This window comes from Hyphomicrobium sp. ghe19 (assembly GCF_902712875.1).
GTDB lineage: Bacteria > Pseudomonadota > Alphaproteobacteria > Rhizobiales > Hyphomicrobiaceae > Hyphomicrobium_B.
The window spans coordinates 925,173-951,155 of the sequence record NZ_LR743509.1 but is presented as its reverse complement, the minus strand read 5'-3'; the positions used below and the strand labels follow the sequence as shown (position 1 = coordinate 951,155).

Sequence of the window (25,983 nt, the reverse complement as noted above, 5' to 3'; positions counted from 1 at the left end):
ATGGGGCACGACACAATGGGTCACGCTCTGAATAATCGGCCGGTCGGCGTTATCGGCAATGACGAATTCGGCGGAGCAATCGCCGAGCGCATCGCTGGTTGCCGTTTCCGCGTCATGTACGCTGCGCTGGCTGGTTCCCCGCCGATCGCCTACGGCGAGATGCTCGAGCCGGCGAGCGAGTCGACCATCGCCATGCGATGCCCGATCGTGCTTGCCGCCATCGAAGACACCGAGACCTTCCGCCGGCTCCTCGTAGGCGACGGCGAGAAGGCCCTTGCGGGCGGACTGCAGCCGGGCTCCGTACTTGTCGATCTTGGCGCCCGCACGCCGCGCGAATTTCAAACGCTGTTCGAAGTCCTGGAGCCGCGAAACGTCGCATTGGTCGACGCTGCATTGATCAGCGCCCCCGAGGCGGCGCTGCACGGCCACGCGAAAATTCTTCTCGGCGGCGACCTCGCTTCGGTCGAAATCGCGGAAAGCATTCTGGCGCTCCTCGGCAACGTCGAACGCACCGGCCCGCTCGGCAGTGCGCACGCTGCGGCCGCACTCATGGGCTACATCGAAGCCGCACAATCCGTCGCCCGCGAAGAAGCGCTCGCCCTCGGCGCGGCCTGCGGACTGACGCCGGAGACGCTGAAACGCGTCCTGTCTGACGAATCGGTTCCGCGTGACCTGAACGTCGTGCAGCTCGCCCGCCGCGCCGCCCTCGCCCGCAGGATCGCCCGCGACCGGCGCGGCAGCGCCGATATCATCAACCTCGCGGCCGAAAAGCACGCACGAAACCGCGAAAATCGTTGATGACCTGCAACTCGAGGACCGAATCAATCGAGCGGGGAACGCGACTCACGTAGACCATCGGGAGCGGTTGCTCACCCCGAGGCTCCCATGTCACTTCTCTATCGCATCGTCTACGCCACGCACGCGAACGGCACGCATCACAAGCTTGCGCTCGATGCGCTGAATGCCTTGGAGCGCGACGACAGGGAAGAATGGACGCGCGTTTTCCTGAAGCACGTCGAGCTTTATCTGAAGGGTTCGAAAGACCCGGACAACACGTTCAAGGATTTCAAGAACCACGTTCTCCACGTCTCGGAAAACTACTGGGGCGGCGCGATCGAGAAGGTGAACGAATGGTACGGCCGCACCGTCTTTGAACTCAAAGCCGGCAACTGGCCCGAAGCCGTCTACGCCGCGGGCGTGCTGAGCCACTACTTCACCGATCCGGTCATGCCGTTTCATACCGGCCAGACCGAAGCCGAAAACGCCATTCATCGCGCCGCCGAGTGGAGCATCAATCGCTCTTACAATACGCTCCGCGCGCTCGGCGAAAAACGCTACCCGAACCCGGACGTTCGCGTTCCCGCCGGTCCGCGCTGGCTCTCCGAATTCGTGTGCAATAGCGCCGAGTTCTCGCATCGCTATTACGAAAAGCTCATCGCCCACTACGACATCCACAAGGGCGCGACCCGGCCGGAGGAAGGCCTCGACGACATCGGCAAGAACATCGTCGCCGAGCTTCTGATCTACGCGTCGGCAAGTTTCGGCAAGGTTCTCGATCGCGCCATCAGCGAAGCGAACGTACTGGTGCCCGAAGTAACGCTGACGTCGGAAACGTTCCTGAGCCTCACGGAGATCCCGCAGAAGTTCATCGAGAAGCGGCTGTCGAACGCCGAAGACCGAAAGCTCGTCGCCGCCATCTACGACGAACTGCGCGCGACCGGCACTGTCCGGCATTCCCTGTCGGAAGACGACAAGACCATTCGCGAGCTTCACTACAACGAGGTTTTGGCGCCTAAACTCGCAGAGCGAAACGAAGAACGCGCGGCCCGCATCGAAGGCCGTGACGACACTCCGCTGGAACTTGCCGTTGCCAAATCGGCCGTGTCACTCGCGCAAATCTCCGAGCAGCCACCCGCGCTGCCCGAAGCGCCGCCGCCAAGGCCGCGCGCCGAGACCATGACGGCTCATCAGAAGCCCGCGCCCGCGACCCGGCAATGGGAAGAGCGTGCGATCCAAGCAAAAACGTATCTTATGCCGGATGACGATCTCGAGGCCGCGCCGTCCATCGGCCCGAAGACCGCCGATCGTATCGCGGCAATCGGCGTCTACAGCGTCGGCGATTTCCTCGCGCAGGATCCGGAAGCGCTCGCGGAGCTTTTGAACGATCCGCATGTCGACGCCGAAACGCTTCTCGATTGGCAGGATCAGGCAAGGCTCGTGATGGCCGTGCCCGGCCTCAGAGGCACGCACGCGCAATTGCTCGTCGGCGCGGGCTATCGGACGGCGCAGGCCGTCGCCGAAGCCGATCCCGTCGCGCTTTCCGCCAACGTATTGCGGTTCGTCACGACGTCCGCCGGCAAGCGCGTGTTGCGCGAAGGCCGGCCGCCCGACATCGAAAAGATCAAGGGCTGGGTAGCCGTCGCCAAGCAAGCCATCGCCGCCTAGCTTCGCCTATTCAAAGCGCGCCGTTTCATTTCGTCATCCCGGCGAAGGCCGGGATCCATCCAGGCTGGATACTTGCGATGAACGGAGGCTTGGGCGGATCCCCGCCTTCGCGGGGATGACGTTTCGGGATAGGCAGCACCGAGCCGGGATCCACGCCCAGCATCCCATCCGCTGTCATCCTCGGCTTCATGCCGAGGATCCATTGCGCAGCGGACACCATTGATGCGGATCGATGGATCCTCGGGCCAAGCCCGAGGATGACAAGTGTTTGTCAGCCCGCTCGCCCATACCCACCGTCATCCCAGCGAAGGCCGGGATCTATCCAGGCCGATGGAAACCCATAGGCCCAACACACGTCTGCGCCCGCTTTCTTGGCCCCGGCAGCTTGGGCGGATCCCCGCGCCTTCGCGGGGATGACGGCGGTAATTGTTCCGCGAGGCTTGCAAACGTCGGCCAATGGAGTCACGGTGGTCTCGTTTTCCGAGGGGCGCCGGTGATCCGGCTGAGATCGCGTAGTGAAAGCGCGAGCACCCTTCGAACCTGATCCGGGTTATGCCGGCGAAGGGACGGAGCACAGAGTGGCACGACGCCACGAATCCGCACCTTTCCGGGCAATGCATCTGTCCGCACGCGTTTTTCGCGCGTGCATCGCCCAGCCACGTCCTCCTTGTGCGTGGCCGAGAGGAGCAACTGCCATGAATAAACTCACGCGCGCCGCCGATATTCAAACACCGAAAGTGACCGTCGGACCGCACCGCGCTTCAACGAAAGTCTATTCGTCACCCTTGGGTCACGGCGACATCCGCGTGCCCTTCCGCGAGATCGCGCTGACCGACCCGACTGAGCCATCGTTCCGAGTCTATGATCCCTCGGGCCCCTACACCGATCCATCCGAGACAATCGACGTTACAAAAGGCCTGCCCCGCATTCGCGACGCGTGGAACGCTGGACGTGCGGGCATCGAGACCTACGACGGCCGAACCGTGAAGCCCGAGGATAACGGCAACGTTTCGGGTACCCACGCCGCGCGTGTTTTCCCGACGGTTTACCGCCCCATGCGCGCTGCCAACGCCGAGCCGCTCACCCAATTCGAATGCGCCCGCGCCGGCATCATCACCAAGGAAATGATCTACGTCGCGCATCGCGAAAACCTCGGTCGCGAGGCCGTTCTCGCGCGGGCCAAAGAGGCCCTGGCGGATGGCCAAAGCTTCGGCGCCGAACTCCCCGAGCACATCACGCCGGAATTCGTCCGCAGCGAAATCGCCCGCGGCCGCGCGATTATTCCGTCGAACATCAATCACGGCGAACTCGAGCCGATGATCATCGGCCGCAACTTCCTCGTGAAGATCAATGCCAACATCGGCAACTCGGCCGTCACGTCGTCGGTCGAGGAGGAAGTCGAGAAAATGGTGTGGGCCATCCGCTGGGGCGCCGACACCGTGATGGATCTCTCGACGGGCCGCAACATTCACACGACGCGCGAATGGATCATCCGCAACAGCCCCGTGCCGATCGGCACCGTGCCGATCTATCAGGCGCTGGAAAAATGCGGCGGAGATCCGGTAAAGCTGACCTGGGAGCTCTATCGCGACACGCTGATTGAGCAGTGCGAACAGGGCGTCGATTACTTCACGATCCACGCGGGCGTCAGGCTGCCGTTCGTTCCGCTCACGGCGAACCGCGTGACGGGCATCGTCTCGCGCGGCGGTTCGATCATGGCCAAGTGGTGCCTCGCGCATCACAAGGAAAGCTTCCTCTACGAGCGCTTCGACGAAATCTGCGATCTGATGCGCAAGTATGACGTGTCGTTCTCGCTCGGCGACGGATTGCGTCCGGGCTCGATTGCGGACGCCAACGATCGCGCGCAGTTCGCCGAACTCGAAACGCTCGGCGAACTGACGAAAATCGCCTGGGACAAAGGCTGCCAGGTTATGATCGAGGGCCCCGGCCACGTGCCGATGCATAAGATCAAGGTCAACATGGAGAAGCAGTTGAAGGCTTGCGGCGAAGCCCCGTTCTATACGTTGGGACCGCTGACGACCGACATCGCGCCGGGTTACGACCACATCACGTCAGGCATCGGCGCTGCGATGATCGGCTGGTTCGGAACCTCGATGCTCTGCTACGTCACGCCGAAGGAGCACTTGGGGCTGCCAAACCGCGACGACGTCAAGACGGGCGTCATCACCTACAAGATCGCAGCGCACGCCGCCGACCTCGCCAAGGGACACCCGGCGGCTCAACTTCGCGACGACGCACTCTCGCGCGCCCGCTTCGATTTCCGCTGGGAAGACCAGTTCAACCTGTCGCTCGACCCCGATACCGCCGTCGCCTTCCACGACGAAACGCTGCCGAAGGACGCTCACAAGGTCGCGCACTTCTGCTCGATGTGCGGACCGAAGTTCTGCTCGATGAAGATCACGCAGGACGTCCGCGATTACGCAGCGACCCTGAATGACAAGGAAGTCGGCATGGCCGAGATGAGCGAGAAGTTCAAAGCGATGGGCGAACAGCTGTATGTGAATGCCGCCAGGGCAACAGATAGTTGATCCGTCAACGACACAACCATCGAAGCTTTCAACGAAACAAAAAAAGCCGGGCTAATGCCCGGCTTTTCCATTGTGGCACGCCCGTCACGTGGGGCTATTTGCCGAGCCCATATGAAACGCCCAAGCGAACAGAGTGGGACGTCAGGTCGATGCTATCCTTATGCTCGGCGCGATAACCGATCCCGTCATAATCGAGGTGGTTCCACCAATACCCCGCCTGTAACCGACATAAGATCCCGACCAGTCATAGAGCGGTGAGATAGCGGGCGAAGCGCGAAGCTTTCCAAGATCGGCCGCCCGGCTGGGGCTTGCGCTCGTAGGCCACCCATTCGTCGGCCCTCTTCCCGAAAATCAATGGCATGAACTCGTCTTTTGCTCCATCAAAGAAAAACGGGGAACGCGGATAATCGGGGGGAGACCGATGGGCTTCAAAACATACCAACTCGGCGAACTGTTCGGGATCGTGCTGCTGCTCGGGGCGACGGCAACGCAGATGTTTTATCTCGACCCCTTGAAGCGCCAGATCGAATGGCGGCTTGCGACATTCAGCATTCAGCAATCGGCGCAGGTGCAGATCAAGGCGGTTCACGACAATCAAATCGTCATCCTGCAGACGTTGAACGCCCCCGCCGATAGGATCAAGGAAGCTGAAGCGGAACGAGAGAAGACCCTCGACCGGTTCAAGACGTCTGACGCCGATATCTCTGACTACATGTTCGAGAAGGAAGGCGTTGAAGACAATCTCCAACTCGCCGTTCTGGGCCTCTTTGGACTGGGAACGCTGCTCGCGGGCTTTGGCCGGGCGATGGAAATGCGCAGGCACAGTGATTGACCGCACGCCACGCAGAAATACGCGCCGCCCGCTCCAAGCTTCAGCTCAATGGGTTTCCCATGCTCATCTTTCGAACCTTCCTGGTGGTCGACGTCGCCGCGCTTTTTCTCGCGCTCTACTTCTTCCTCGTGGGCGTCGCCGACGGCTCCGTATCGTCCTTCAACATCCTGCTTTGGCTGAGCGTGCTCGGCGGCATCAGCGCGATCATCGCCGTGGGCTACGGCCTCAAGACCAAGGACCGCCGTGGGCCAGCGAATGCGGTGCTGGCCGTTCTCGCCCTTCCGGCAATCGCCGCCGCACTATTCGTCATCACGCTGCTTATCGCTCAGCCTCGATGGAACTAGAGCCCCTATGGAACTAGAAAAGGCCGCAACGCTGGCAGGATCGTCGCACGCCCCTTTTCAAAGACGGCAAACAGTGCCAGCTTATCTTCATCTTTCAACAACCGAGAGGAGGTGATCCGATGTCGAGTGGGATCTTGAGGCGGACGATGTCGTGGTCGCTCAGGCTTGCATCCGGAACTCTCCTGGAGCGCATCTGAGACCTAAGCGGTAGACATTGCACTCCGCTCACAACGATGATCTCACGGGGCCGCTCTTTCGGGAGCGGCCCTTTCTTTTTGCCGAAAGCGCGCCGCGTTAGGCCTATCCACAGCAATATGCGCCGCATGCTGATAAATCATTGAGTTGTATCCAGGACGCCACACCCGCCTGGATTCAGAGCAAGATGATTCGTTTTATCTGGAAGAAGCGCCCGGCCTCACATAGCTTTGCGTCAAGTGGGCAGCCGATCGGGGGATCGACTGGGGGATGGGTTTAGTCCCACTTGATGCCGGAAACGCTGCACGTCGATCATCAGCGTCGGCCGTAGCGAACGCCCAAGGATAAGCCACTGCGCTGTCTTGCGCTTAGGCCAAAACACTTGGTTTGCGGCGGGCCCGGGGGGGCCTAACAGGGCGTCCAAAAAGAAATGGGTGGCATCGCCGCCCATTTCTTTTTTGTATCGGGCGTCCGGCGCTTACTGGCCGAACCAATATTCCCAAGCTTCCTTCACGCGCTGTGAAATCGATTTCTGCGGCTGCTGCGGTCCCGTCTCGACCGGCATCATAGGCGCAGCGGGAGCGGCATTTGCCGTCGCCGTCTCCTGCGGCCCTGTTCCTGAAACGGTCTTAACCGGAGACGGCGTCTCTGACGCCAAGTTCACGGCCGCGGTGTGCGTTGGTGAAGCGGCTGCATTGTTGGCCGCCGGAAAGCTGCCCGTCACCGTGACGACCGGGCCATTCGGAGACGGCGGCGACGACGGCTCGGCGATGGACTTCATCGGCGCGACAGCCGACTGCTTGCCCGGAGCCGGATTGGACGCTGGTTCGGTCGAAGGTGTTGTCGGAAACGCCGGAAGCGGCGGCGCCGCCTGAGCCGCAGGCGTCGCGGTCCCAGCAGCCGGAGCCGCGGAGCCCGTAGTCGTCGAAGCCTCAGGAGTTGGCGGAGCCGGCAGTCCTTCGGGCTCTCCACCGTTCGAAGCAGACTCGGGCGCCGGCGCCGGACCATCGATCGTCTTGACGATGCTCGACACCGGTCGTTCTGTGCCGACCTGCGGCAAGCCCTTGGCTTCCTTTTCGATGGCTTGATCGTATTCCGCGACTGTCGTCAGCGGGAACTTCGCCGTCATGTGGACGATTTTGTATCCCTTCGCCTTGAGCTCGGCGAGGATCATTGGCACGGCCTTCGCGGTCGTCTTGTGAATGTCGTGCATCAAGAGGATGCCCTTGCCCCTCTTGTCGATCTTCTGCATCAGCGACTTTACGAGGTGATCGGCCGTCTGGGGTTTGAAATCAAAGCTATCGATGTCGGTCGAGAACATCGCGATGTTGCGTCTGCCGAGATAGGCGACGGCCTCTGGCGTATCGGCGAGAGTTGGAAAGCGGAAGAACGGCGCGACCGGCCCGCCAACTGCGCGATGAACCGCGCTGACGCCGCGCTCGATCTCGTCCTTGCCTTCGTCGAACGTCTTGAGCTTGGCGATCGACTTGTGACTCCACGTGTGCGTGCCGACCGTATGTCCGGCTTTGGCGACTTCACGGATGATCTCAGGATATCCGAGCGCCATCTTTCCGATCGAGAAGAACGTCGCTTTCACGCATTCGTCGGCCAGTGCCTTCAGCACGGCTTCCGTCGTATATTTCTGCGGGCCGTCATCGAAGGTCAGGATGACTTCCTTGTCCTGCAGGAAGTCATAGGCCTTGTAGTTGTCCATGCCGAAGCCAGGGCCGCCGGTCGTGTCGATTTCGACGGTGCGGGATACCCCGAGCGTGCCAGCGCGAGGACAGACTGCTTCATCCGCTGCATAGGCGACGGGTACGGCGAAAAGTGCCGTCAGACCACATAAGAGCGCCACCCGGCATACGAACATATTGTCCTCCCTTATTTTATTAACGGAACCTAGCAGACTCCAATGGCGGCAGCAGCCCGTCGCAGAAAAATTGGGACGAGCACGCCGCTTTCTGGCTTCACTACCCAGGCTCAACTTCAGCACAAGTGTCGCATGAGTCGGACGTTTGCCGCACCCGAGTTGCACTCAAACCGAATGGCCCTTAATTTCAATGACCTACAAACAGAAATGAAGTGAGTATCTGATGACGGCATTTTTCCCCCGCGCGCTAACCATTGCCGCGATGCTAGGCTCGGTCGCGCTGACCGTATCCGCAGCAGACGCGATGACGATCGCGAAGCCTGCAGGCGAAGTATCCACCAGCCACGTTCAAGTGGATTACCGCCGCGACGACCGTCGCCATCGGCATCAGCATCGCCACTACCGCCATCGGGATCGTCATGTCGTGCATGCACCGTTCACGCGCATGGAAAGCGGCCGCAGAACGGTCGTCGATGCCCCCTTCGTGCACGTCTACAAGGACCGTCACGGCAAGCACATCGTTGCGCCGTTCGTAGACCTGCACAGATAGGTCTCGCGGGTTGATCGAGAATGCTTTGCGCGGGCCGTCCAACAGGCGGCCCGCTCGCTTTTTGGGCAAAGGGTGACGTTAATGATCTTCCGCAAAAAAGGTTTTTCGCAGCGCGGCGAAACTAGGCTGGCACATATGCCAACTTGGCCATAATGTACGCCAAGTACGGTGGTTAGGCTGCGGTAGCGGGACGGGCGACAGCAGTTCTTTTTTGGGGGTAGTCAGATGTTCAACCGCGTAGCGACGCCGGATATTCGTGGCCCTGAGCCAGTCAAGACACTCACACCGCAACAGCAGCCGATACCACAGATGAAAACTCCGGCTCCGCCGCTTTTCGGCTCTCCGCTTCAGCAATCGGGCTCAGTGATCGACGCGCCGACGTCAGTCCTCGGGCAGGACATCACGATTGCCGGTCAGCAGCTCGTGATCAAAACCAAAGGCTCGCTTCTCATTGCCGGACATATCCAGGGCGATGTGCACGGCGAAGCCGTGACGGTCGGCGAGACGGGAAGTGTTGTAGGCACCATCACGGCACGCACCATCACGGTGCAAGGCGAAGTGAGCGGCGCCCTGAAAGGCACCTCGGTCAACCTCAACGCGACATCGCGAGTCGACGGCGACATCGTCAAGCAGACGCTCTCGATTGACGAAGGCGCGCAATTCGACGGCAGCGTCCGCCGTGCCAAAGACGTTGGCGAGGTCACGCCAGACCTGAGCTGAGACGACCTCAGTTGAGATCTATGCCGGTGATCGTCGCGAGATGATCACCGCATCCCACCGAAATCGTCACTCACAACTAAAAGCGCCCGCGCACCGACGGGCTGACCTCATCGCAAGACTCCTTGATGCGGATGTCCTGCCCGATGAACCGGCAAAGGTGCTGCTTGAACAGCGGGTCATTGCGAACTCTGTCGGGCGATGCCTTGAACCCGTAGTCGTGCGCCACCTGCGCGACGTACTGGTCCTGGCAATAAGGCGTTGCCAGCCACTGGCCCTGCACCTGCTGATAACCCTTGTTGCACGCGATCTTCGCCTCCGCGGGGAGCGCAAATCCCGCCGATAAGAGCGCGACGCTGGCACCGATCCTGCCACCGATCCCGACGATCAATCGTAGAGCCATGTAGCCCTCCTTTGAGACTGAATTGTCACACTTAGTGCGTCTCTCTGCAACAAACCTCATCCACCAAACTTAGAGCTTACGGGATTGTCCGGCGCCGAACGACGTGAAATGCCTGGGCGGCTGCGCCGGAACCGATCCAACCGCCGGTCGGCCGGCAATTGAGAAATACGCGAATCCAAAAAGGTCTACGCACAATGATCACGGTGTATGACGCAGTTGGCGAGAAATTGGTACCGCGAGGCACACTCGGAGATATCACGACGGCCGTCTGGATCGACCTCATCGATCCGAAGGAAGATGAGGACAAGTTCATCGAGAAGGCGCTCGGCATAGAAGTGCCGACGCGGTCGGAGATGCGCGAGATCGAGGCCTCGAACCGTTTCTATACCGAGAACGGCGCCTACTACATGACGAGCATTATCCTGCATAACAGCGAGCAGGGCGTGCCGATGACGTCCGTCGTCACCTTCATCCTTTTCCGCAATAACCTCGTCACCGTGCGCTATGCCGAACCGCGAGCATTTCCCATTTACATCGCGAGAGCCGCCAAGGGCGATGTCGACTGCGTAACGGGCCCAGGCGTGATGATCGGCCTGTTGGAAATGCTGATCGAACGGGAAGCCGATCTCATCGAGCGCGTCCAGGACGAGGTCGAACGCATGGCGCCTCTCGTCTTCGGGCAAACCACCGCCAGCCGCAGGCCCCAGAACCGCCGCCTGGACGTCCTTCTCAAATCGGTCGGCAAGGAAGGCGACATAACCTCGAGAGCGCAGGAAAGCGCCATGTCGCTGCATCGGCTCTCGCTCTACTTTGCGAACGCCGCGCGCGAGCGCAAAGACGACACCCGCGTGCTGGCGCGGATCGAAGCGGCCAATCACGATATCCTGTCGCTCATGGAAAGCATGCGCTTTCTATCGGCTCGTACGAGCTTTCTGCTCGACGCGACCCTCGGCATGATTTCGACCGAGCAGAACCAGATCATCAAACTGTTCTCGGTCATGGCGGTCATGCTGATGCCGCCGACGCTGGTCGCATCGATCTACGGGATGAACTTCAAGAACATGCCCGAGCTTGAACAGCCCTGGGGCTATCCGATGGCGCTCTTTCTGATGTTTTTCGCAGCCCTCATCCCCTACCTCTATTTCAAGAGAAAGGGATGGCTCTGACCTCAGTGTAGCGCCACGCCGAACGTTGGATTGACTACGGGCTCGGTTGGGCGAGCCCGCACCGGTTCGTGGTCGCCCATCTCTGTCTCACCCTCGAAATCCGACGCACAAAAAGAAGCCGATGCTATACCGCGACCGGCCCGACTAATGTGAACCCTTCAATGGATCGAGCAGCGAGCAACGGATGGCGTGCGAGCCGCGGACACACGTTGCAAATGGCGTATACAGAGCAACAAAAGCCGCTGCTGCGCTAGGAGATTGAACGGTCGAGATTTTGTGGCGCGACCTTCCGCACGATTTCCATTCCCTTAATGCGAGTCCAATTCTGCGACCTGGCGTCGCGCAACCTAAAAGTGCATTCAAAATAACTTAGAATTTTCCGTAACTTACAGATTATGGTTAAAAGGTGGTATCTGCTATGGGTTGACCTCTTATCCACAGGGTGCTGGTTGTGCCGAGCCAGGACGGGGGGAGACCCCAGTTAGCACGGGCAGCAGGAAGAACCAGGTTCTGGAGTTCTGTAACGGGTCACAGGGGGTAATTCGCCTTAAGAGCTACTTCTCCCAACATTAACGACGGTGCCGCTTCCGAAGCGGTTGCCCCGTGGTCGCCTGGTGGCGTGCCGCGGGCGGGGGAAACCGCTCATTCGACCCGAACCACTGCTGCTCCTTTAACAAGGAGTGAACTATGCGTTCAAAGATTGCGATCGCCGCGTTCGCGTTCGCTGGGGTTACGGCAGCAGCCGTCCCTGCAATGGCAGCCTCGTCGCACCACAAGGCGGCGTATCACAAGACGTCGTACCACAAGGCTTCCTACCAGAAGCACGCCCACGTTTCCGGCCGCAAGGCCGTCCGGAAAGTCGCCACCCGCAAGTCGATTGGCGGCGGCGGCGGCTCGCACGGAGTCGCATCTTACTACTGGCAGGGCCAGCAGACCGCTTCGGGCGCCCGCTTCAACCCTGAAGGCCTGACGGCCGCTCACCGCACGCTCCCGTTCGGAACGCGCGTTCGCGTCACGAACCAGTCGAATGGCCAGTCGGTCGTCGTCACCATCAATGACCGTGGTCCCTTCGTCGGCGGCCGCGTCATCGACCTGTCGCGCGGCGCTGCCCGGCAGATCAACATGACCGGCGCCGGCCTGGCCCGCGTCTCGCTCGAGGTTCTCGGCCGCAGCTGAGCCTGAGCGTTATCTTTGAATAAACATCGGGAGGCGGTGGGCAACCAGCGCCTCCCGACGTTTTTCCGCCATCCGAATCACCATAGTCCTCGGCGCTAGGGGAGTATCCGGGGGGATGTGCGTGCGCCGAAGCATTTGTTTGGCATGTGTTGCCGTATGGATAGTTGGTCTGGCCCTGCTCGCCGGGGGAACTCCGTCAGAAGCTCAGACACTGGCCGAAGATCTGTCGGGCCCGGCTATTAAGGCCGAGGAGAGCGGCCATTGGACCACGGTTACGGCTCCAGCCCGCCCAGTGGGCAAACCGGCGGGCACATTCGATCACTGGCAGGCGAAAATAACGATCGCCAAGCCATCCTTCGCCAGCGCCAAACAACCTGTTGCCGCTGCAGGGCCGATCGGCGAACAACCCTATGGACTTCATGGCCCTGACCCGGCCGGAACGGGTCACGCCCTCAAGGGCATCGCGTCCTTCTATGGAAAAGGCGAACGCACCGCGACGGGTGAGGCCTTCAACCCTCAAGATCTGACAGCGGCGCACAAGACGCTCCCCTTCGGCACGCGCGTCCGCGTAACACGGGTCGATAATGGCGATAGCGTCGTGGTCCGGATCAACGACCGCGGCCCCTTCAAGCCAGGCCGCGTCATCGACCTGTCCACGAAAGCCGCCGAAGACCTCGGCATGACCGGCAAGGGCCTAGCGGCTGTCAGCCTCGAGGTTCTCGACCGCTAAGTCGCCGCCAAGCCGTTCGCTTGGAAACTCGCGTCGGCAGACGGCCGCTCAGCGCTCGCTGCGCCGGTAAGCCTGCTCGAGACGGGATTCCAGCACGCTGATCTGATCGAGATAGGCACCCCTGATGCACTCGACATCCCGGCCACAGCTATCGCGGGCATCCAGAAACCGGCGCTGGTACATCTTCAAATCGTTGCGCTGATAGCGATTGTCATAGGCCGACTTCAACTCGGAATATAATGCGCTCATCCGCTCGTCGAGCCCGGCCAGCCGGTCGCTTCTGCAGATCGTCCGCTCGGACGCCGTGCGCGCGCGCTGGCAATCGAATTCCTGTGCGGCCGCGGGGCGGACCGCACCGGCGATTATGGCGAGCGCCAGCAGCGACCCGACCGAAACGGCCGCCGCCACCTTCGAAGTGCCAGACTTGTATATGATTGCTTCCGACATGTGCCCATTTCCTTAGTTCTCGCGCGTCTCTTGGCGCGGGTAGCCACCCCAGCGGTGGACACCCCGACAATGCGGAATCCGCCCCGGAAACGTGAGGCCGTTAAGCGCCACTCGGCGGCAATGAGAGGAAGTCGGGTTATTGCACCCGGATTCCGATTGCGTCTTAGCGGAAAGAACCGGTAATTTCCGGTACCGGCGACGTCCGTCGCCCGGCTTCAAAATCAAGCGGCCAATGAAGAAAGCTGTCGCCCAGCCTGCGCCCGCCACCACTCGTCCCGACGCGCTCGAGCGCATCAAGACGGCAATGGTCGAGAAGAAGCTGACGCAAGCGGAACTCGCCGACGCTGCCGATTGCCACGAAAAGACAATTCAAAACCTCCTCGGCGGACGCTCCGTGCGCGATCAAACGCTGTTCGACGTCTGCATGGTTCTGGGCCTCGATTTTCACGGGCTCCGCGATGCCTGGCATGGCGAGTCCGTTGCGCTCGAAAGCGCGGGCGGCCCGTTGGAGCTAAGAGGCAACGGCGGCGGCATCGCGCCGATTTATATGGGGGCCTACACACGCGCGGCCGTCGACCATTACATCGGCAGCTATCTGACGCTCAGAAGATCGTTCTCGGTTCCCGACACGATCATCGCGTATCGCACCGATATTACCTGGGACGCGGAGTGGCCGAGCCTTCTCTTTCAGGAACGCGACCGGCCGGACGCCCCATATGCCCATCGCGGCCGGCTCTATATCCCGGCCTCGTCGAGTTTCATCCACCTCGTCTCGCTGACCAAAGGCGCGATGCGGATGGTCGTCGTCTCGCAACTCGATCGCTCCGGCGAGATGCGGGGCATCATCACGACGCTGAACAAGCAACGCGCGACCTTCATTCCGGTCGCGACGCCGATACTCTACGCCCAGCGCGAAAACTTCGATGCCGATGCCTTCGGCGAGGTGACGCCGAAGAATCCGGCCTATGGCGAATACAAACGCCTGCTCGATGAAACCATCGCCGAGGGCTACGCGCGGCTCGTCACCTGATCCTCTCGCGCTGGCGGCCGGCTCCCCGCAGAGAGTCGCCAGCGCCAACCAAAGACTCGCGCCCCCTACGATTTCTTGTCGTAGAAATAGTTGTCGAGCAAATACTTTAAGCTGCGGGACCAAGATTCATCCGTATTGCCCCGAATGTCGACGCTCTTCAAGAACGTCATTTTATCGGTCGCCGGATCGGCCATGTAGAGGTTCATGTTCAGAATGAGGTTCGAAACCTTCTGAACCGTGATCCACGCAACCCGGTCGGCCTTGAGCTCTTTGCCGAATTCCGCCTCACAGCCACCGCATGAACCGACGAACTGGCCGCTCGCGATTTTCGCGCGGATATCGTTGGTCAACGGCACGATGGAATAGCTGCGCGCGGCTTCGAGAGACGAGGTGAACTGCTTCTCGATAATCGATATCCGATTGCGTTCGGCCTCGGTGGTCGGCTCCAAAACCTCATTATCGTTCTGAAGGCGCAAGCCGAGGAACGCTAACCGAGGCGGTGACGGCGAAGCTCCTGCCTGCTGAATGCAAGGCACCTGAAGCAGCAGCGTCGCGAGTATCAATGGCAATAGGAATATGCGTCGCCGCTCAATCATCGTCGTCCTCCGAGAATGTGAAACCGCTGAACGCAGGGATGGTTGCGGAATTTTGCGCTGGCGGTTCATCAGGGGCGTCCCCAGCTCCAAAAATCACGATTACTTCTGGCGTTTGCCGCCAACGCCCCGTTTCTGAACCGGCCGCTTGGCCAGGATGGGTGATCGAAATGTGATGCCGTCCTCGACGGGCGGGAAGAAATGGTTCGCGAGATTGACCGTTTCAAGCCTTCCAACAGCCGACCGCGCAACCTCAAGCCACTTCTCTGCATAGTCGCGGCCCGCGCCGTGAAGATACGTGATGATGTCCCAATCGGGTTTCACGGTCGTCTCTGGATTGAGCGCGCCTGTAACAGGCCCCCCATCGATCAGGTGAAAACGGTGCCGGCAAATCGGCGCGAGGCGGCCTTTCGCGAGCAGCGGACCCGATGTCTCGCGCACCGCTGTTATGACTTCGATATCGCGCAGAAGCGGCGCGTTGAACGTGAGCCGGTTGGTATGGATCGAGATATCGCGCGCGGTCGTCGGTAAGTTGGAATTGGCGCGCGGCGCAACCATGACGAGCAGCGTATCGCCGATGGGACTTTCGCTAGCGAGCGTCACAAGATCGGGATTTGCCGAGAAGCCACCGTCCCAATAAGCCGCGCCCTCGATCTCGACGGCATGATGCATAACCGGCAGACAGGCCGACGCGAGAACTGCATCGACCGTGATCTCGTGTTCGCGAAAGAGGCGCGCCCGGCCGGTCGCGACATGCGTGGCGGCGATGAGCAGATCGACCGGCGACTTGGCTCGAATCAATTCGAAATCGACATGCTCAGTGAGCAGACGGCGCAGCGGATCGAAGCCGAGCGGATTGAATTCGTAAGGCGACAGCATCGACGCGAGATGCGTTGTCCGCACCAGCCCGTTGAGAAACGGATTGAGCCGCGTCAGATCGGGAATGGCGGCGTTGTGAATGGCGTGCCAGATTTTGTACATCTTCTCGCGCGCCTTATCGCGCGAGCCTTCGGCGAGCCCTGACGCGAGCGCGACCGCATTGACGGCCCCGGCGCTCGTCGCGCTGATCCAGCCGAACTGAAGCGTATCGTCCTCTAACAGACGATCGAGAACGCCCCATGTGAAGGCGCCATGAGCTCCGCCGCCCTGTAAGGCCAGATTGATGTAAGCAGATTTTGGCAAAACCGCATTGCTCCCCGCAGGCCAATAAAACACCAAAGGCCAGCGTCACTCCATATCATTAACGCGCGCGGCAGAGGTATGTCATCGACGCCGCGGCAGAACGACTGGGCTATCACCAAGCTTAGTCACTAGCGTGTAAATTTTACACTTGCTCGTTGCGCGATTTGCTTGCTCAACGCTTGTGCGATCAGCGCCTGCAATGTGCTCAACGCGTAAGCCTCAACTCGCGAAACTCCGGAATGGTGGTCGCAAATCGAGCTGATGCGTCAGCTTGCAGCACGAACGCCACGAGGTGGGCCGCGCGTGGCATTTGGCCGCGAATATGCAAGCAAGACATAGTATCGAAGTCATATCGCGGGCGTCAGAACCGTCTCGCTGATTTTTCTGACGGGCGAATCCGGCCGGTCGATTCCACGCACCACATGCCGGATACGAAGCCCGTTCTCGCTTTTGAAGAACGTGAAGAGATTGTAGCTTGCCAATGGCTCTTCGCCATATGTGACAGCAGCTGACGCCGACGCGACGCCGACGACCGGAATGGACTTCGTTCGAGATCTGAGCCAATCCACCCGCGTTTTGTGATTGTGACCGTAAAGCACAAGCTCGGCATCGCCGCGCTCCAGCAGATGCGCGAAGTGGGCGGCATCGCTCAGCGCGCGCCTCGGCGGAGCCAGATTGGGAAGCGGCGGATGGTGGATAAGCACGACACGGACGATACCCTCTTCGCCGAGAGCCGTAAGCTGCTCGCCGGCAATCTCGAGCTGATGAGATCCGATCCGCCCGCTGGCGAAGAACGGCGGCGTTTCGACAGCGGAATTCAACCCGATGAGCGCAATCGGGCCGACGCGTCGCACGAACGGAAACGCCAGCGTATCGTTTTCCCCGCCCATGTACTCCGCCCACCGGGCGACGCCCGGATCGCCGTGCAAGCTCGAATAGATGTCGTGGTTTCCCGGAATGACGGTCACGTCCTCGGGCGAACCAATGGATTTCAGCCAATCGAGCGCCGCTTCGTATTCCGACGGCAGGCCGAGATTGATGAGATCGCCTGTGATGACGATATGGCCGACGCGAAGCGCCGTAGCATCGGCAATGAGCTTATCGGCAATCTCGCCCTGATGAACGCGACGCCGCTTGCGAATCCAATTCAAATATCCAAGCACCCGCTTGGCATTCCAATATTGCCACCGGCTCCCGAAAACGGGCGGCAGGTGCACATCGGAAAAGTGCGCGAGCGTGAAAGTCTCGGTCATATTGGGAATGCGGTGGGTGAGCTGCGGGACGCACACTCTAGCACACCGTGCTAACTAGCAAATGCCCAGCGCCCAAGAGAAAAGCGAACGGCCGCTACGCAATGGAGATTTCGACGTTGAGGGAAGATAGATTTCTGCTGGGCCCCCTCGTCGCCCGTGCTTTCCAGCAATACTGGCGATTGACGCGCGGCGTATATTTGTCCGTCGAGGCGTGTGTCATAGACGACGCGGGCCGGACGCTGCTGGTGCGCCAAGACGAGAGCGGCGGCTGGAGCCTGCCTGGAACGACCACCCGGAACGGCGAGACCCTCGAGACCGCGGTGCGCCGCGGCCTGCGCGACATTGCAGGCATCGAGGTTAATACGAAGCCGGAATTGCGCGGATTTTATTCCGCAAGCCGGGACCGCCGGACTGGCCAGATAAGTCCGACGGGCGAGCGAGGCCAAACGGGATTGTACGTCGTCCGCGATTGGCGGCGGCTCTCGCCCCCCAGCACGCCGGCAATGAACTTCTTCCCGCTCGGCTCCCTGCCCGCCGGCCTCCCGCCGATGACGGCGGAGCGAATTCGTCGCTCGCATGAGGGTCGCACAATTTCCCAAGTGTGATAGAAGCCCCGCCTGCCGGATGTTGCCGGCTTCCTCGAGCTGCTTAGAAGTCCGCGCATGTCCCCTTCTATCGTCATTCGTAAAGCACGCCCCGACGATATCGCCGAGATATCGAAGCTGCATGCGCGGGTTTTCGGGCCCGGACGCTTTGCTCGGTCCGCCTATCGGGTGCGCGAAGGAAAAGGGCATCTATCGCGGTTCTGCCTCGTCGCCTCGATCGGCAACGAGATCGTGGCATCGATTCGAACGACGGAGATCACGATCGGCGGCGCCAAAGGAGCGGTTCTGCTCGGGCCCGTTGCGGTCGACGCCCATCACCGGAGCTTTGGTCTGGGCAGCAAGCTGATGACGGCGGGCCTCGAAGCTGCGCGGAGCGGCGGCGCCAAGGTCGTCATCCTCGTCGGAGATTCTCCCTACTATGGCCGCTTCGGCTTCGCAGCCGTGCCGCCCGGCCAGATCGTATTTCCTGGCCCCGTCGATCCGTTCCGCATTTTGGCGCACGAACTGGAGCCTGGCACGCTTGCCGGCTACCGCGGACTCGTGATCGCCGAGCCGCCCGTCGAAACGCTGGACTTTTAAGCCCGGCGAGCCGCTGCGGTAACGTCATCGTAACCTGGATCTGTCGACCATCTTCCAGGCGGCCTATCGCGGCTGCCGGTGACACACGAGTTGTATCCAACGACAGATCGCGGGGCCTTGGCATGCCGGTTGAGCTGTGAGATTCCTGTCTAACCAATTCGAGTCGATTGAAACCGAAAGCCCGCGATGATCTCAACGTATCTCCTCTACCGGACCTACGCCGCGGACTTGCCAAAATCGCTTTCGCGTATTTCAGCCCAGAGCGACGTTTCGAACGCCGCGAAATATTATCAGGCCAACATCGACAAGGTGAAGACGGTCGATGAGTTCCTGAACAATCCGCGCCTTTTCAGCTACGCCATGACGGCATACGGCCTAAGCGATATGACGTACGCCAAGGCCTTCATGCAGAAGGTCCTGACCAGCGACCTCACTGACAGCAAAAGTTTCGTCAATAAGCTCACCGATCCGCGATTTTTGGAGTTCGCGAAGGCTTTCCAGTTTTCGACCGACGGCAAGCTCGCGACCCAGCCGACCCTCGCGCAGAATTCCAGCGAAGAGAACGATACGATCGGCCTGTACACGCAGCAGCAGGTCAACAAAGGCAACGCCGCCTCGACCGAAGCGACGTATTACCAAGCGGCCATCCGCAATATAACATCCGTGGATCAGTTGATCGCGAACCCGCGGTTGCTCAACTTCGCCGTGACCGCCTACGGCCTGAACCCGAGCACCACGTCTACCGCAGCGATCAGAGCCGCTCTGACGAGCGATCTGTCCGATCCGAACAGCGCCGCCAATACGCTTGCGAATTCGAACCCCAATTTTAAGCTTCTCGCGTCCGCCTTCAACTTCGCGACCGACGGCAGCGTCAACGGGACCGCCCAGTCTGACAGAAACATCGTCTCCACGGTCTCTCAGTACTTCAACGCCACCGGAACAAACGCGACCTCGTCGGCGGCGGCATTCAAAACGCAGTATTATAATTCTGCCATTTCAAGCGTGACGTCCGTCGACGACCTCTTGGCAAACAACACCTTGTTTGACGTCGCGGTCACGTCCGTTGGTCTCAATCCCAACACTCAATCGAAAACGCTGCTGCGCCAGATCCTGACGAGCGATCTCTCCGACCCGAACAGCGTCGCAAATCAGCAGACCAACGCGGCGTTCAAGAAGCTGGCAGCGATGTTCAGCTTCAACGCCGACGGGTCGGTCAAAGACGGTGCGGCGCAAACATCGGCACAAGTCAGCAGCCTGTTGGCTTCCTATTCGACCAATTACAATGCTGCCCAGACAGCATCGAACAACACGGCCACCGCGGCTTACAAGGACGCGATCGCAGGTATTTCCAGCGTCCAGGATTTGTTGAACAGCTCGGCTTACAACTTCATCCTCTCCGCCTACGGACTAGATCCTCTGAAGACGACGAAATACACCGTCACCAAGATCTTGCAGAGCGACCCGAGCGACCCAAACAGCTTCGCGAACCAGTCGCATAATCCCGCCTACATCGCGATGGCGTCGGCATTCAACTTTGACTCGAACGGCAAGGCCAAGACCGCGGCGGTCGCCCAGACGGATTCAAATCTAACCGCGACCGTCAAACTCTATATGACGCAATCCGACACATCGACGGCCGCGCTGGATCAGGCCGAGGCCGATAGCAATTACTACGCAACGACGATCGCCACGATCAACAACGTCGATGCTCTTCTAAAAGATACGAAGCTCGTGAATTTCATGCTCAGCGCATACGGGCTGAAGGATGCGAAACTATCGACGAGCGATTTGCGCACCATCCTGACGAGCGATCCATTGGATCCAAAGAGCTATATCAACAAGACCGAAAATTCTAAGTATCGCCCGCTGGCCTTGGCATTCAACTTCGGAACCGACGGCAAGACCCTCACCGTTCCGGCGGGGGAAGCGCAATACCGCAGCCAGCTCATTGCGACCGCTGACGGCTACCTCCAGCAGACGATGGAATCGCAGGCCGGCGGCCAGAGTGACGGCGTTCGCCTCGCGCTTTATTTCCAGAGGAAAGCTGCGGATATCACCTCGCCCTACCAGATCCTTGCCGATAAGGCCCTCGTGCAGTTCGCCCAGACAGCCCTCGGCCTATCCTCGCTGATGTCGGCCGCCGATATCGACACCCAGGCGAAGATGATAACCAATAGGCTCAATCTGGCTGATCTCCAGGACCCGGCGAAATTGAACAAGCTCATCGCTAAGTTCGCGGCGCTCTACGATTCGCAGAATGCCGATACCAGCCAGTCCCCCATCCTTCAGATCCTCCAAGGAAATTCGAGCTCCAACGGGATCATAACGATTAACCCGATCACGGTATAAATCGCTCTCCTTACGCCGCTCCCATCGCTTTTTGTGCCATTAATGCAGCAGACTGAAGGATCCGGTTAAACGGTCTTTTAGTTGTTGATCGGCAGGATTAACGTCCGCAGCAGGGAAAATGCGTCTTCCTCGACGCCGGGCTCCGATGCGAAGGACCACGCGATGAGATCTTTTGCTTTCACCTCACTTGCCACGGCAGCCGCACTGTTCGCGGCTGGAGCCGCGTCAGCCGGCTATCGCTCCCAGTCCGGGCCGAGAACCGCATGCTGCGGCGTAGCATGGGCTCCTGTCGATCGAAGGGGTCCGACGTTCCCGGCCGACGACTTCCTGCTTCCAGACTCGGCGTGGAACGGTCACTCGCCCAGTACCGCCGGCACAGCTGGACCCAATTGGACACTGAGACAGCCGGTGTTCGGCCCGCCGCTGCCGACGTTGCCGACGCCGAGGCGCCGGCCGTACATCATCCTGAACGAGACGGACTGAGCCCCCCGCGCAAACGAAATGGGCGTGAACGAAAAAGAGACGTGAGTTCCCTCACGTCTCTAGTCAAGCAAGCGCGTAGCAATCAGAATGCTCGAAATCGAAATCGCGCCGGAACGTTGGTATCGCGGCTATTGCCACCGCGGACACCGCCGTACCAAGCTGCGCAAAGCCCGATAAGAAGTCCTATTCCAGTCAGAAGCCCCGAAAGCTCCGTCGCCTTTTTCGCCTTGTCGAGCGCGGCGATCGCGTCGGTGTAAGCCTGATCTATGCGCGTTTGCGCCTCCGCAATGGGGATACCCGCCTTCGCCGCAACGATCGACGAGACGAGGGTTCGATCGGCTGGCGCAAGATGCTCGTTACCGAACGACCTCATGAACACCGCCTCGATCGTCTTTTCCTCCTCCGGGGTGAGAAGCTGCACGTTCGTAACCGGCTTTCCTTCCGGCGGAGTCGCGAGCGTAGAAACGATGGCCGACAATGGGCTGGAGGAAGCACTTGAGAATTTTGAGATAGCCGACGATCCGGCGTGGAGCGCGGCCGAACCGATCCCTGCCGCGATCAATCCGCCGAACAGTACGCACACACCCCAAGTCACGAGACCCTGAAGCCCGTCGCGAAATTCAACTTCGTCCGGTGGCACATCGCTGATGCGTGGACGCACACGAGCAGCCACGAACCCAGCGACCAGAAACGACGCTATAGTTACGATGAGCGCCCAAGCCGCAGCGACTGACAAAGCAAGTCCACCATGGGATTGCCCGGGCCAAGGAGATAAGAGCGAAAGGCCTCCCGCGACGCCAAGCGACATCAACACGAAGGATAGCGCCGACCCGGCAACCGCACCCGCCAGAATACCCCGCCAGCTGAGAAACGGGGGAGTGTCACGCATATCGATAACTTCTACCATCGTGGCATCTCCATCGATCATCTAAAACCCAAAAGGCCCAGAAGAAACGAAATGACCACGATCAGTCCGATCAGATAAATGATCTCGTGCACTGCACGTCTCCTCACATAATGCCGGTCCTTCAACCCGGTCCGATGGAGGTTTGTTCCGAAACAACGGGCGGGCGGAAGCGCCCCCCGCGAGCGTCGAACGCCGTTCCTGAAATCTTAAGCTCATTCTATGGAATGGAAGCCGCGCTGCGCCTCGGCCTTCTCTGAAGGAGCTGAGATAACTCAATGGGCTACGCGACGGCGAATGTGCTCGCCGCCGGAGGGGCCCCCTCTACTTCACCTGTCTACTTCGCCTGTTTGGTATCCGATGCGGTCCCTGCGACGGGAACTGAAAGCGAGCGCACGAACGCCGCGACCTCCCAAACCTGCTCGTCGGGCAAAAATCCGCGGAACGACGGCATCCCGTTCGGCCGCCCCTCGCGGATGGATGCCGCGATATTCTCGATCGACCCGCCATAGATCCAGATCTTGTCCATCAATGCCGGGCCCATGCCGCCGCCGCCATTGGCATGGCAGCCGACGCAATTCATCGCCGAGTAGAGAGCTTTGCCTTTCTCGATTGCCGCTGGATCGTTCTGCATTTTGCGGCCTTCGGCGCTCGTCTGCGCGATAGGCTCTCCACCTCCGGGCGCAAGTGGAACCAATGAAACTTGCGGCTCGGGATTCGCCGGCTGCTTGTATGCCGGTTTGTCGTCTGCTGCTCGAGACCCGTACCCCGCAAGCAAGATGCCCGCTAGAAGCGGAAAGAGAAGCGCAAAGCTCAGATAGGGTAGAAATCGTTTCATCGGAATCACTCCGCCGCTGCGGATTTCTTCATTGCAGAAGTATGAATGTGATAATCCGCGAGAATGTCGCGAATGTCCGCTTGCCGCCTGTCGAGAGAACGATTGATCTCCTCGGCAAGCGCCGCATCGGGTTTCCGCACGCCCATCGAAATAGAAAACGTCATGTCCGGAACGTCGCTGATGTGGATGACCCGCAACGGCGGCGTCTGCCGGGCCGCGTAATAATCCGCGACAGGCCCCCACACGACTGAGATATCGACATCGCCGCGCGCGATGCCTTCCACGACCGGAAGAAGCGGGTCGGGCTTCGACCAGTCACCAAACACCATGTATCCTTTGATGCCGTTCGTGATGCCGCGGCGCGCAAGCTCCGTCATCGGCGGCGTATTCGCGCCATCGTTACCAACGAGCTGAACGCCGATGCGTTTACCGCGCAAGTTTGCGTCGTCGAACGACGTTATCGGAGCAGAGGTCCCCGCAGGCTGAACGAACGCGTAGCTCGCCGTGTAATAGGGCTTCGTCGGGCGCACGCGATGAAAGTCGACGGGCACGCCGGGAACGACATCACAAAGCCCCGCGCCAAGACCTTTTCGGATGAAACCGCGCCACTGCGGCATCCAGACGAACGTCGCTGTCGCTCCCATGTCGTCCGCGATAAGCGTCGCGATCCGATTTTCGAAACCTTCACCCCGATCGTTCGAGAACGGCATGTTGTTAGGATCGGCACAGAACTTCAATTCGCGCGCATGCGAGGGAGCGGCAGAAAGAGCTACAATGCCGATTGCAAGGAAGAACGCTCTATTGAACCGAGAAGACATAGAGCGACCCTCCCTTGGTCGTATGCTCAGGAAGATCCTTGACGGCATTGACGAAGCCGAGCGCGGCGGTGCCATCGCGCTTATCCAATCCGCCGGCAACGATCGCTCCGGCCCAGCCGCCGACACCCGACAGAATGGAAACGTATTGCTTGCCGTCGGGACCCCGCCACGTCGTCGGCTGACCGATGATTCCGGACCCCGTCTTGTACTGCCAGAGGAGAGCACCGGTCTTCGCATCGACGGCTTTGAACCAGCCTTCCATCGTTCCATAGAAGACGACGCCGCCTGCAGTCGCGAGCGCGCCGCTCCATACTGGAAACGACTCGTTGATTTTCCAGACCGCCTTGCCCGCCTGAACGTCCCACGCCGTCATCTCGCCGCGGTGACCGCCGGGACCGGCCTTCATATGTACGTCGGCGCCGACGTAAGGCGTGGCCGCGATATAGCCGACGTCTCTCTCGGTGATATCCATGCAAAGATTGTTGTGCGGAATATAGAGAAGGCCGGTCTGCTCCGAGAATGACGACGGCTGCCAATCCTTGCCGCCGGGCGGCGCCGGGCAGATATCCGTCGTTTCCTGATCGACCTTCGGCGTCTTGGCCTGATTATAAATCAAGCGGCCCGACATCATATCGACCGTCTGGCTGCTGGTGATCGGCACGAACGGAGTCGCCGCGAGAACTTCTCCCTTCTCGCGATCGATAATGTAGACGTAGCCATTGCGGTCCGGATGAACGAGGACCTTACGCTGCTTGCCGTTCCAATTCATATCCAGGAGGATGCATTCGTTGACCGCGTCATAGTCCGAGACGTCGTGCGGGCTGAGCTGATAAAACCAGCGCGCCTGCCCCGTATCGGCATCGCGTGCAAAAATCCCGGCAGTCCAGAGATTGTCGCCAGGGCGCATCGACGAATTCCACGGACCCGGATTGGACGTGCCGTAATAGATCATGTTGAGTTCAGGATCGTAGGAAACCCAACCCCAGACCGTGCCGCCGCCTTGCTCCCACATACCGGGCGGCCACGTCGCGACGCCGAGATCCTTGCCCTGGAATTGCGGATAGAACGAATTGAATCCCGTCCCGATCAAAACATCCTTGTCGGGCCCCGTGCTGAAGGCTTTCCACAAAACCTTTCCCGAGCCCTGATCGAGCGCCGCGATCCAGCCGCGCACGCCCATCTCGCCGCCGGAGTCGCCAACGATGACTTTGTCCTTAGCGACGAGCGGCGCCATCGTCATCGTCTCGCCCTCGTTGATGTTGCCCATCTTTGTACGCCATATCTCGGCGCCCGTGTTGGCATCGACGGCGACGGTATTGCCGTCCAGCGTATTCAAGAAGAGCCGGCCGTTGGCGAAAGACACGCCGCGATTGACGACGTCGCAACAGGCGACGCCCTGCGAAGCGGCGAGCGGATGCGGCTCATATTTCCATTTCAGCGGCGCGCCGGGCTTCGAGAGATCCAGCGCATAGATGATATTCGGATAGGGAGTGACGACGTAAAGCGTGCTGCCGACGACGAGCGGCGCCGATTCTTCACCCCGGTCCACACCCATCGAGAAGGTAAACGTCGGTTGAAGTCTCGATACGTTCTCGGTGTTGATGTCGTTGAGCGAGCTGTAGCGCGTCAAACCGGTATTGGCGCCCGGCATCTGCCACTCGTTTCCACCGGCTGTCGCAAAGGCCGGAGCTTTGGGTGGCGATATGTTTTGCTGGGCTAAAGTTTGAGCGGATGCGGGAAGAGAACAAATTGCAAAAAGCGGCAAGCTAAAAAATAATAACTTGTACTGCTTGAAATTGAGCATCGGCGTATCCCCAAATGTTGGGCCTGGCCGGTGCCGAAAGAACAACGCGTAAGACGCCAAAATTCACGCTCACAGCGTCAACGGCACCCTCTGAGTGCCACAACCTGTCGCGTCAATTCAG

At 60.2% G+C, this 25,983-nt stretch carries 25 protein-coding genes and 1 riboswitch; of the genes, 15 read left to right on the top strand and 10 right to left on the bottom strand.

Annotated features, from left to right (window positions below; genetic code table 11):
• Positions 1 to 15: 15 nt before the first annotated feature.
• From AACL53_RS04475 to AACL53_RS04455, 5 genes are all read left to right on the top strand, one after another.
• Positions 16 to 798: an NAD(P)-binding domain-containing protein gene (locus AACL53_RS04475; RefSeq protein ID WP_339082908.1), complete on the top strand. Its 783-nt coding sequence runs from the start codon at positions 16 to 18 to the stop codon at positions 796 to 798.
• Positions 799 to 885: 87 nt separating this feature from the next.
• Complete coding sequence (locus AACL53_RS04470) at positions 886 to 2,445, top strand: DUF4332 domain-containing protein (protein ID WP_339082906.1); 1,560 nt, start codon at positions 886 to 888, stop codon at positions 2,443 to 2,445.
• Between the two features lie 473 nt (positions 2,446 to 2,918).
• Positions 2,919 to 3,029: riboswitch (TPP riboswitch) on the top strand.
• 111 nt (positions 3,030 to 3,140) lie between these two features.
• Positions 3,141 to 4,994 carry a phosphomethylpyrimidine synthase ThiC gene (gene thiC / locus AACL53_RS04465; protein ID WP_339082904.1) on the top strand — a complete coding sequence of 618 codons (1,854 nt, stop codon included), beginning with the start codon at positions 3,141 to 3,143 and terminating at the stop codon, positions 4,992 to 4,994.
• A gap of 421 nt (positions 4,995 to 5,415) precedes the next feature.
• A complete protein-coding gene (locus AACL53_RS04460; protein ID WP_339082902.1) occupies positions 5,416 to 5,826 on the top strand; it encodes a hypothetical protein in 411 nt (136 codons plus the stop codon).
• A 59-nt stretch (positions 5,827 to 5,885) separates the two neighbouring features.
• A complete protein-coding gene (locus AACL53_RS04455) occupies positions 5,886 to 6,170 on the top strand; it encodes a hypothetical protein (RefSeq protein ID WP_339082900.1) in 285 nt (94 codons plus the stop codon).
• A 673-nt stretch (positions 6,171 to 6,843) separates the two neighbouring features.
• On the opposite strand, the gene AACL53_RS04450 is transcribed toward AACL53_RS04455, so the two are convergent.
• Positions 6,844 to 8,235, bottom strand: coding sequence for a polysaccharide deacetylase family protein (locus AACL53_RS04450; protein WP_339082898.1), 1,392 nt, complete (start codon positions 8,233 to 8,235; stop codon positions 6,844 to 6,846).
• A 223-nt stretch (positions 8,236 to 8,458) separates the two neighbouring features.
• On the opposite strand from AACL53_RS04450, the gene AACL53_RS04445 reads away from it, so the two are divergent.
• Both AACL53_RS04445 and AACL53_RS04440 read left to right on the top strand, forming a co-directional pair.
• Positions 8,459 to 8,785 carry a hypothetical protein gene (locus tag AACL53_RS04445; RefSeq protein ID WP_339082896.1) on the top strand — a complete coding sequence of 109 codons (327 nt, stop codon included), beginning with the start codon at positions 8,459 to 8,461 and terminating at the stop codon, positions 8,783 to 8,785.
• A 225-nt stretch (positions 8,786 to 9,010) separates the two neighbouring features.
• Positions 9,011 to 9,505, top strand: coding sequence for a polymer-forming cytoskeletal protein (locus AACL53_RS04440; RefSeq protein ID WP_339082894.1), 495 nt, complete (start codon positions 9,011 to 9,013; stop codon positions 9,503 to 9,505).
• A 76-nt stretch (positions 9,506 to 9,581) separates the two neighbouring features.
• Here AACL53_RS04440 and AACL53_RS04435 read toward each other — a convergent pair whose 3' ends face one another.
• Positions 9,582 to 9,905, bottom strand: a complete 324-nt coding sequence (locus tag AACL53_RS04435; RefSeq protein ID WP_339082892.1) for a hypothetical protein — start codon at positions 9,903 to 9,905, stop codon at positions 9,582 to 9,584.
• A 194-nt stretch (positions 9,906 to 10,099) separates the two neighbouring features.
• Between AACL53_RS04435 and AACL53_RS04430 the strand changes: the two genes are divergently transcribed.
• From AACL53_RS04430 to AACL53_RS04420, 3 genes are all read left to right on the top strand, one after another.
• Positions 10,100 to 11,071, top strand: a complete 972-nt coding sequence (locus AACL53_RS04430; RefSeq protein WP_339082890.1) for a magnesium transporter CorA family protein — start codon at positions 10,100 to 10,102, stop codon at positions 11,069 to 11,071.
• A 687-nt stretch (positions 11,072 to 11,758) separates the two neighbouring features.
• Positions 11,759 to 12,247 carry a septal ring lytic transglycosylase RlpA family protein gene (locus AACL53_RS04425; RefSeq protein ID WP_339082888.1) on the top strand — a complete coding sequence of 163 codons (489 nt, stop codon included), beginning with the start codon at positions 11,759 to 11,761 and terminating at the stop codon, positions 12,245 to 12,247.
• Positions 12,248 to 12,386: 139 nt separating this feature from the next.
• Positions 12,387 to 12,977: a septal ring lytic transglycosylase RlpA family protein gene (locus tag AACL53_RS04420; protein ID WP_339082886.1), complete on the top strand. Its 591-nt coding sequence runs from the start codon at positions 12,387 to 12,389 to the stop codon at positions 12,975 to 12,977.
• Between the two features lie 48 nt (positions 12,978 to 13,025).
• Here the strand turns inward: AACL53_RS04420 and AACL53_RS04415 are convergent, their stop codons facing one another.
• Positions 13,026 to 13,424: a lysozyme inhibitor LprI family protein gene (locus AACL53_RS04415; RefSeq protein WP_339082884.1), complete on the bottom strand. Its 399-nt coding sequence runs from the start codon at positions 13,422 to 13,424 to the stop codon at positions 13,026 to 13,028.
• A 232-nt stretch (positions 13,425 to 13,656) separates the two neighbouring features.
• Here AACL53_RS04415 and AACL53_RS04410 point away from each other — a divergent pair, with 232 nt between their 5' ends.
• A complete protein-coding gene (locus AACL53_RS04410; protein ID WP_339082882.1) occupies positions 13,657 to 14,454 on the top strand; it encodes a helix-turn-helix transcriptional regulator in 798 nt (265 codons plus the stop codon).
• A 65-nt stretch (positions 14,455 to 14,519) separates the two neighbouring features.
• Here AACL53_RS04410 and AACL53_RS04405 read toward each other — a convergent pair whose 3' ends face one another.
• From AACL53_RS04405 to AACL53_RS04395, 3 genes are all read right to left on the bottom strand, one after another.
• Positions 14,520 to 15,050, bottom strand: a complete 531-nt coding sequence (locus AACL53_RS04405; RefSeq protein WP_339082880.1) for a DUF3280 domain-containing protein — start codon at positions 15,048 to 15,050, stop codon at positions 14,520 to 14,522.
• 99 nt (positions 15,051 to 15,149) lie between these two features.
• Complete coding sequence (locus tag AACL53_RS04400; RefSeq protein WP_339082878.1) at positions 15,150 to 16,229, bottom strand: patatin-like phospholipase family protein; 1,080 nt, start codon at positions 16,227 to 16,229, stop codon at positions 15,150 to 15,152.
• A gap of 347 nt (positions 16,230 to 16,576) precedes the next feature.
• On the bottom strand, positions 16,577 to 17,482 hold the full coding sequence (locus AACL53_RS04395) for a metallophosphoesterase (RefSeq protein WP_339082875.1): 906 nt from the start codon (positions 17,480 to 17,482) through the stop codon (positions 16,577 to 16,579).
• A 116-nt stretch (positions 17,483 to 17,598) separates the two neighbouring features.
• Here AACL53_RS04395 and AACL53_RS04390 point away from each other — a divergent pair, with 116 nt between their 5' ends.
• The 4 genes from AACL53_RS04390 to AACL53_RS04375 all read left to right on the top strand — a co-directional run bounded on the left by AACL53_RS04390 (position 17,599) and on the right by AACL53_RS04375 (position 21,498).
• Positions 17,599 to 18,087, top strand: coding sequence for an NUDIX domain-containing protein (locus AACL53_RS04390; protein WP_339082873.1), 489 nt, complete (start codon positions 17,599 to 17,601; stop codon positions 18,085 to 18,087).
• A 57-nt stretch (positions 18,088 to 18,144) separates the two neighbouring features.
• Positions 18,145 to 18,666 carry a GNAT family N-acetyltransferase gene (locus AACL53_RS04385; RefSeq protein ID WP_339082871.1) on the top strand — a complete coding sequence of 174 codons (522 nt, stop codon included), beginning with the start codon at positions 18,145 to 18,147 and terminating at the stop codon, positions 18,664 to 18,666.
• A gap of 186 nt (positions 18,667 to 18,852) precedes the next feature.
• Positions 18,853 to 21,015 (top strand): DUF1217 domain-containing protein, encoded by a 2,163-nt coding sequence (locus tag AACL53_RS04380; protein ID WP_339082869.1) that lies wholly within the window; start codon positions 18,853 to 18,855, stop codon positions 21,013 to 21,015.
• Positions 21,016 to 21,177: 162 nt separating this feature from the next.
• Positions 21,178 to 21,498 (top strand): hypothetical protein, encoded by a 321-nt coding sequence (locus AACL53_RS04375; RefSeq protein ID WP_339082867.1) that lies wholly within the window; start codon positions 21,178 to 21,180, stop codon positions 21,496 to 21,498.
• An 82-nt stretch (positions 21,499 to 21,580) separates the two neighbouring features.
• Here AACL53_RS04375 and AACL53_RS04370 read toward each other — a convergent pair whose 3' ends face one another.
• The 4 genes from AACL53_RS04370 to AACL53_RS04355 all read right to left on the bottom strand — a co-directional run bounded on the left by AACL53_RS04370 (position 21,581) and on the right by AACL53_RS04355 (position 25,862).
• Entirely contained in the window at positions 21,581 to 22,405 is an 825-nt protein-coding gene (locus tag AACL53_RS04370; protein ID WP_339082865.1) for a hypothetical protein, read from the bottom strand.
• A gap of 334 nt (positions 22,406 to 22,739) precedes the next feature.
• Entirely contained in the window at positions 22,740 to 23,240 is a 501-nt protein-coding gene (locus AACL53_RS04365; RefSeq protein WP_339082863.1) for a c-type cytochrome, read from the bottom strand.
• A 5-nt stretch (positions 23,241 to 23,245) separates the two neighbouring features.
• On the bottom strand, positions 23,246 to 24,058 hold the full coding sequence (locus tag AACL53_RS04360; protein ID WP_339082860.1) for a quinoprotein dehydrogenase-associated putative ABC transporter substrate-binding protein: 813 nt from the start codon (positions 24,056 to 24,058) through the stop codon (positions 23,246 to 23,248).
• The gene (locus AACL53_RS04355) at positions 24,039 to 25,862 is read right to left on the bottom strand and encodes a methanol/ethanol family PQQ-dependent dehydrogenase (protein WP_339082858.1); all 1,824 of its coding nucleotides are present in this window, start codon (positions 25,860 to 25,862) and stop codon (positions 24,039 to 24,041) included. The genes AACL53_RS04360 and AACL53_RS04355 overlap by 20 nt, the downstream gene beginning before the upstream one ends.
• Between the last annotated feature and the right edge of the window lie 121 nt (positions 25,863 to 25,983).

Bases quoted from the DNA above. Each gene is read 5' to 3' on its own strand.
- AACL53_RS04455 (WP_339082900.1), top strand. From the start codon at position 5,886: ATGCTCATCTTTCGAACCTTCCTGGTGGTCGACGTCGCCGCGCTTTTT.
- AACL53_RS04430 (WP_339082890.1), top strand. From the start codon at position 10,100: ATGATCACGGTGTATGACGCAGTTGGCGAGAAATTGGTACCGCGAGGC.
- AACL53_RS04450 (WP_339082898.1), bottom strand. From the start codon at position 8,235: ATGTTCGTATGCCGGGTGGCGCTCTTATGTGGTCTGACGGCACTTTTC.
- AACL53_RS04365 (WP_339082863.1), bottom strand. From the start codon at position 23,240: ATGAAACGATTTCTACCCTATCTGAGCTTTGCGCTTCTCTTTCCGCTT.
- AACL53_RS04435 (WP_339082892.1), bottom strand. From the start codon at position 9,905: ATGGCTCTACGATTGATCGTCGGGATCGGTGGCAGGATCGGTGCCAGC.
- AACL53_RS04360 (WP_339082860.1), bottom strand. From the start codon at position 24,058: ATGTCTTCTCGGTTCAATAGAGCGTTCTTCCTTGCAATCGGCATTGTA.
- AACL53_RS04440 (WP_339082894.1), top strand. From the start codon at position 9,011: ATGTTCAACCGCGTAGCGACGCCGGATATTCGTGGCCCTGAGCCAGTC.
- AACL53_RS04355 (WP_339082858.1), bottom strand. From the start codon at position 25,862: ATGCTCAATTTCAAGCAGTACAAGTTATTATTTTTTAGCTTGCCGCTT.
- AACL53_RS04445 (WP_339082896.1), top strand. From the start codon at position 8,459: ATGACGGCATTTTTCCCCCGCGCGCTAACCATTGCCGCGATGCTAGGC.
- AACL53_RS04475 (WP_339082908.1), top strand. From the start codon at position 16: ATGGGTCACGCTCTGAATAATCGGCCGGTCGGCGTTATCGGCAATGAC.
- AACL53_RS04410 (WP_339082882.1), top strand. From the start codon at position 13,657: ATGAAGAAAGCTGTCGCCCAGCCTGCGCCCGCCACCACTCGTCCCGAC.
- AACL53_RS04460 (WP_339082902.1), top strand. From the start codon at position 5,416: ATGGGCTTCAAAACATACCAACTCGGCGAACTGTTCGGGATCGTGCTG.
- AACL53_RS04470 (WP_339082906.1), top strand. From the start codon at position 886: ATGTCACTTCTCTATCGCATCGTCTACGCCACGCACGCGAACGGCACG.
- AACL53_RS04385 (WP_339082871.1), top strand. From the start codon at position 18,145: ATGTCCCCTTCTATCGTCATTCGTAAAGCACGCCCCGACGATATCGCC.
- AACL53_RS04380 (WP_339082869.1), top strand. From the start codon at position 18,853: ATGATCTCAACGTATCTCCTCTACCGGACCTACGCCGCGGACTTGCCA.
- AACL53_RS04375 (WP_339082867.1), top strand. From the start codon at position 21,178: ATGAGATCTTTTGCTTTCACCTCACTTGCCACGGCAGCCGCACTGTTC.
- AACL53_RS04405 (WP_339082880.1), bottom strand. From the start codon at position 15,050: ATGATTGAGCGGCGACGCATATTCCTATTGCCATTGATACTCGCGACG.
- AACL53_RS04415 (WP_339082884.1), bottom strand. From the start codon at position 13,424: ATGTCGGAAGCAATCATATACAAGTCTGGCACTTCGAAGGTGGCGGCG.
- thiC (WP_339082904.1), top strand. From the start codon at position 3,141: ATGAATAAACTCACGCGCGCCGCCGATATTCAAACACCGAAAGTGACC.
- AACL53_RS04425 (WP_339082888.1), top strand. From the start codon at position 11,759: ATGCGTTCAAAGATTGCGATCGCCGCGTTCGCGTTCGCTGGGGTTACG.
- AACL53_RS04395 (WP_339082875.1), bottom strand. From the start codon at position 17,482: ATGACCGAGACTTTCACGCTCGCGCACTTTTCCGATGTGCACCTGCCG.
- AACL53_RS04370 (WP_339082865.1), bottom strand. From the start codon at position 22,405: ATGGTAGAAGTTATCGATATGCGTGACACTCCCCCGTTTCTCAGCTGG.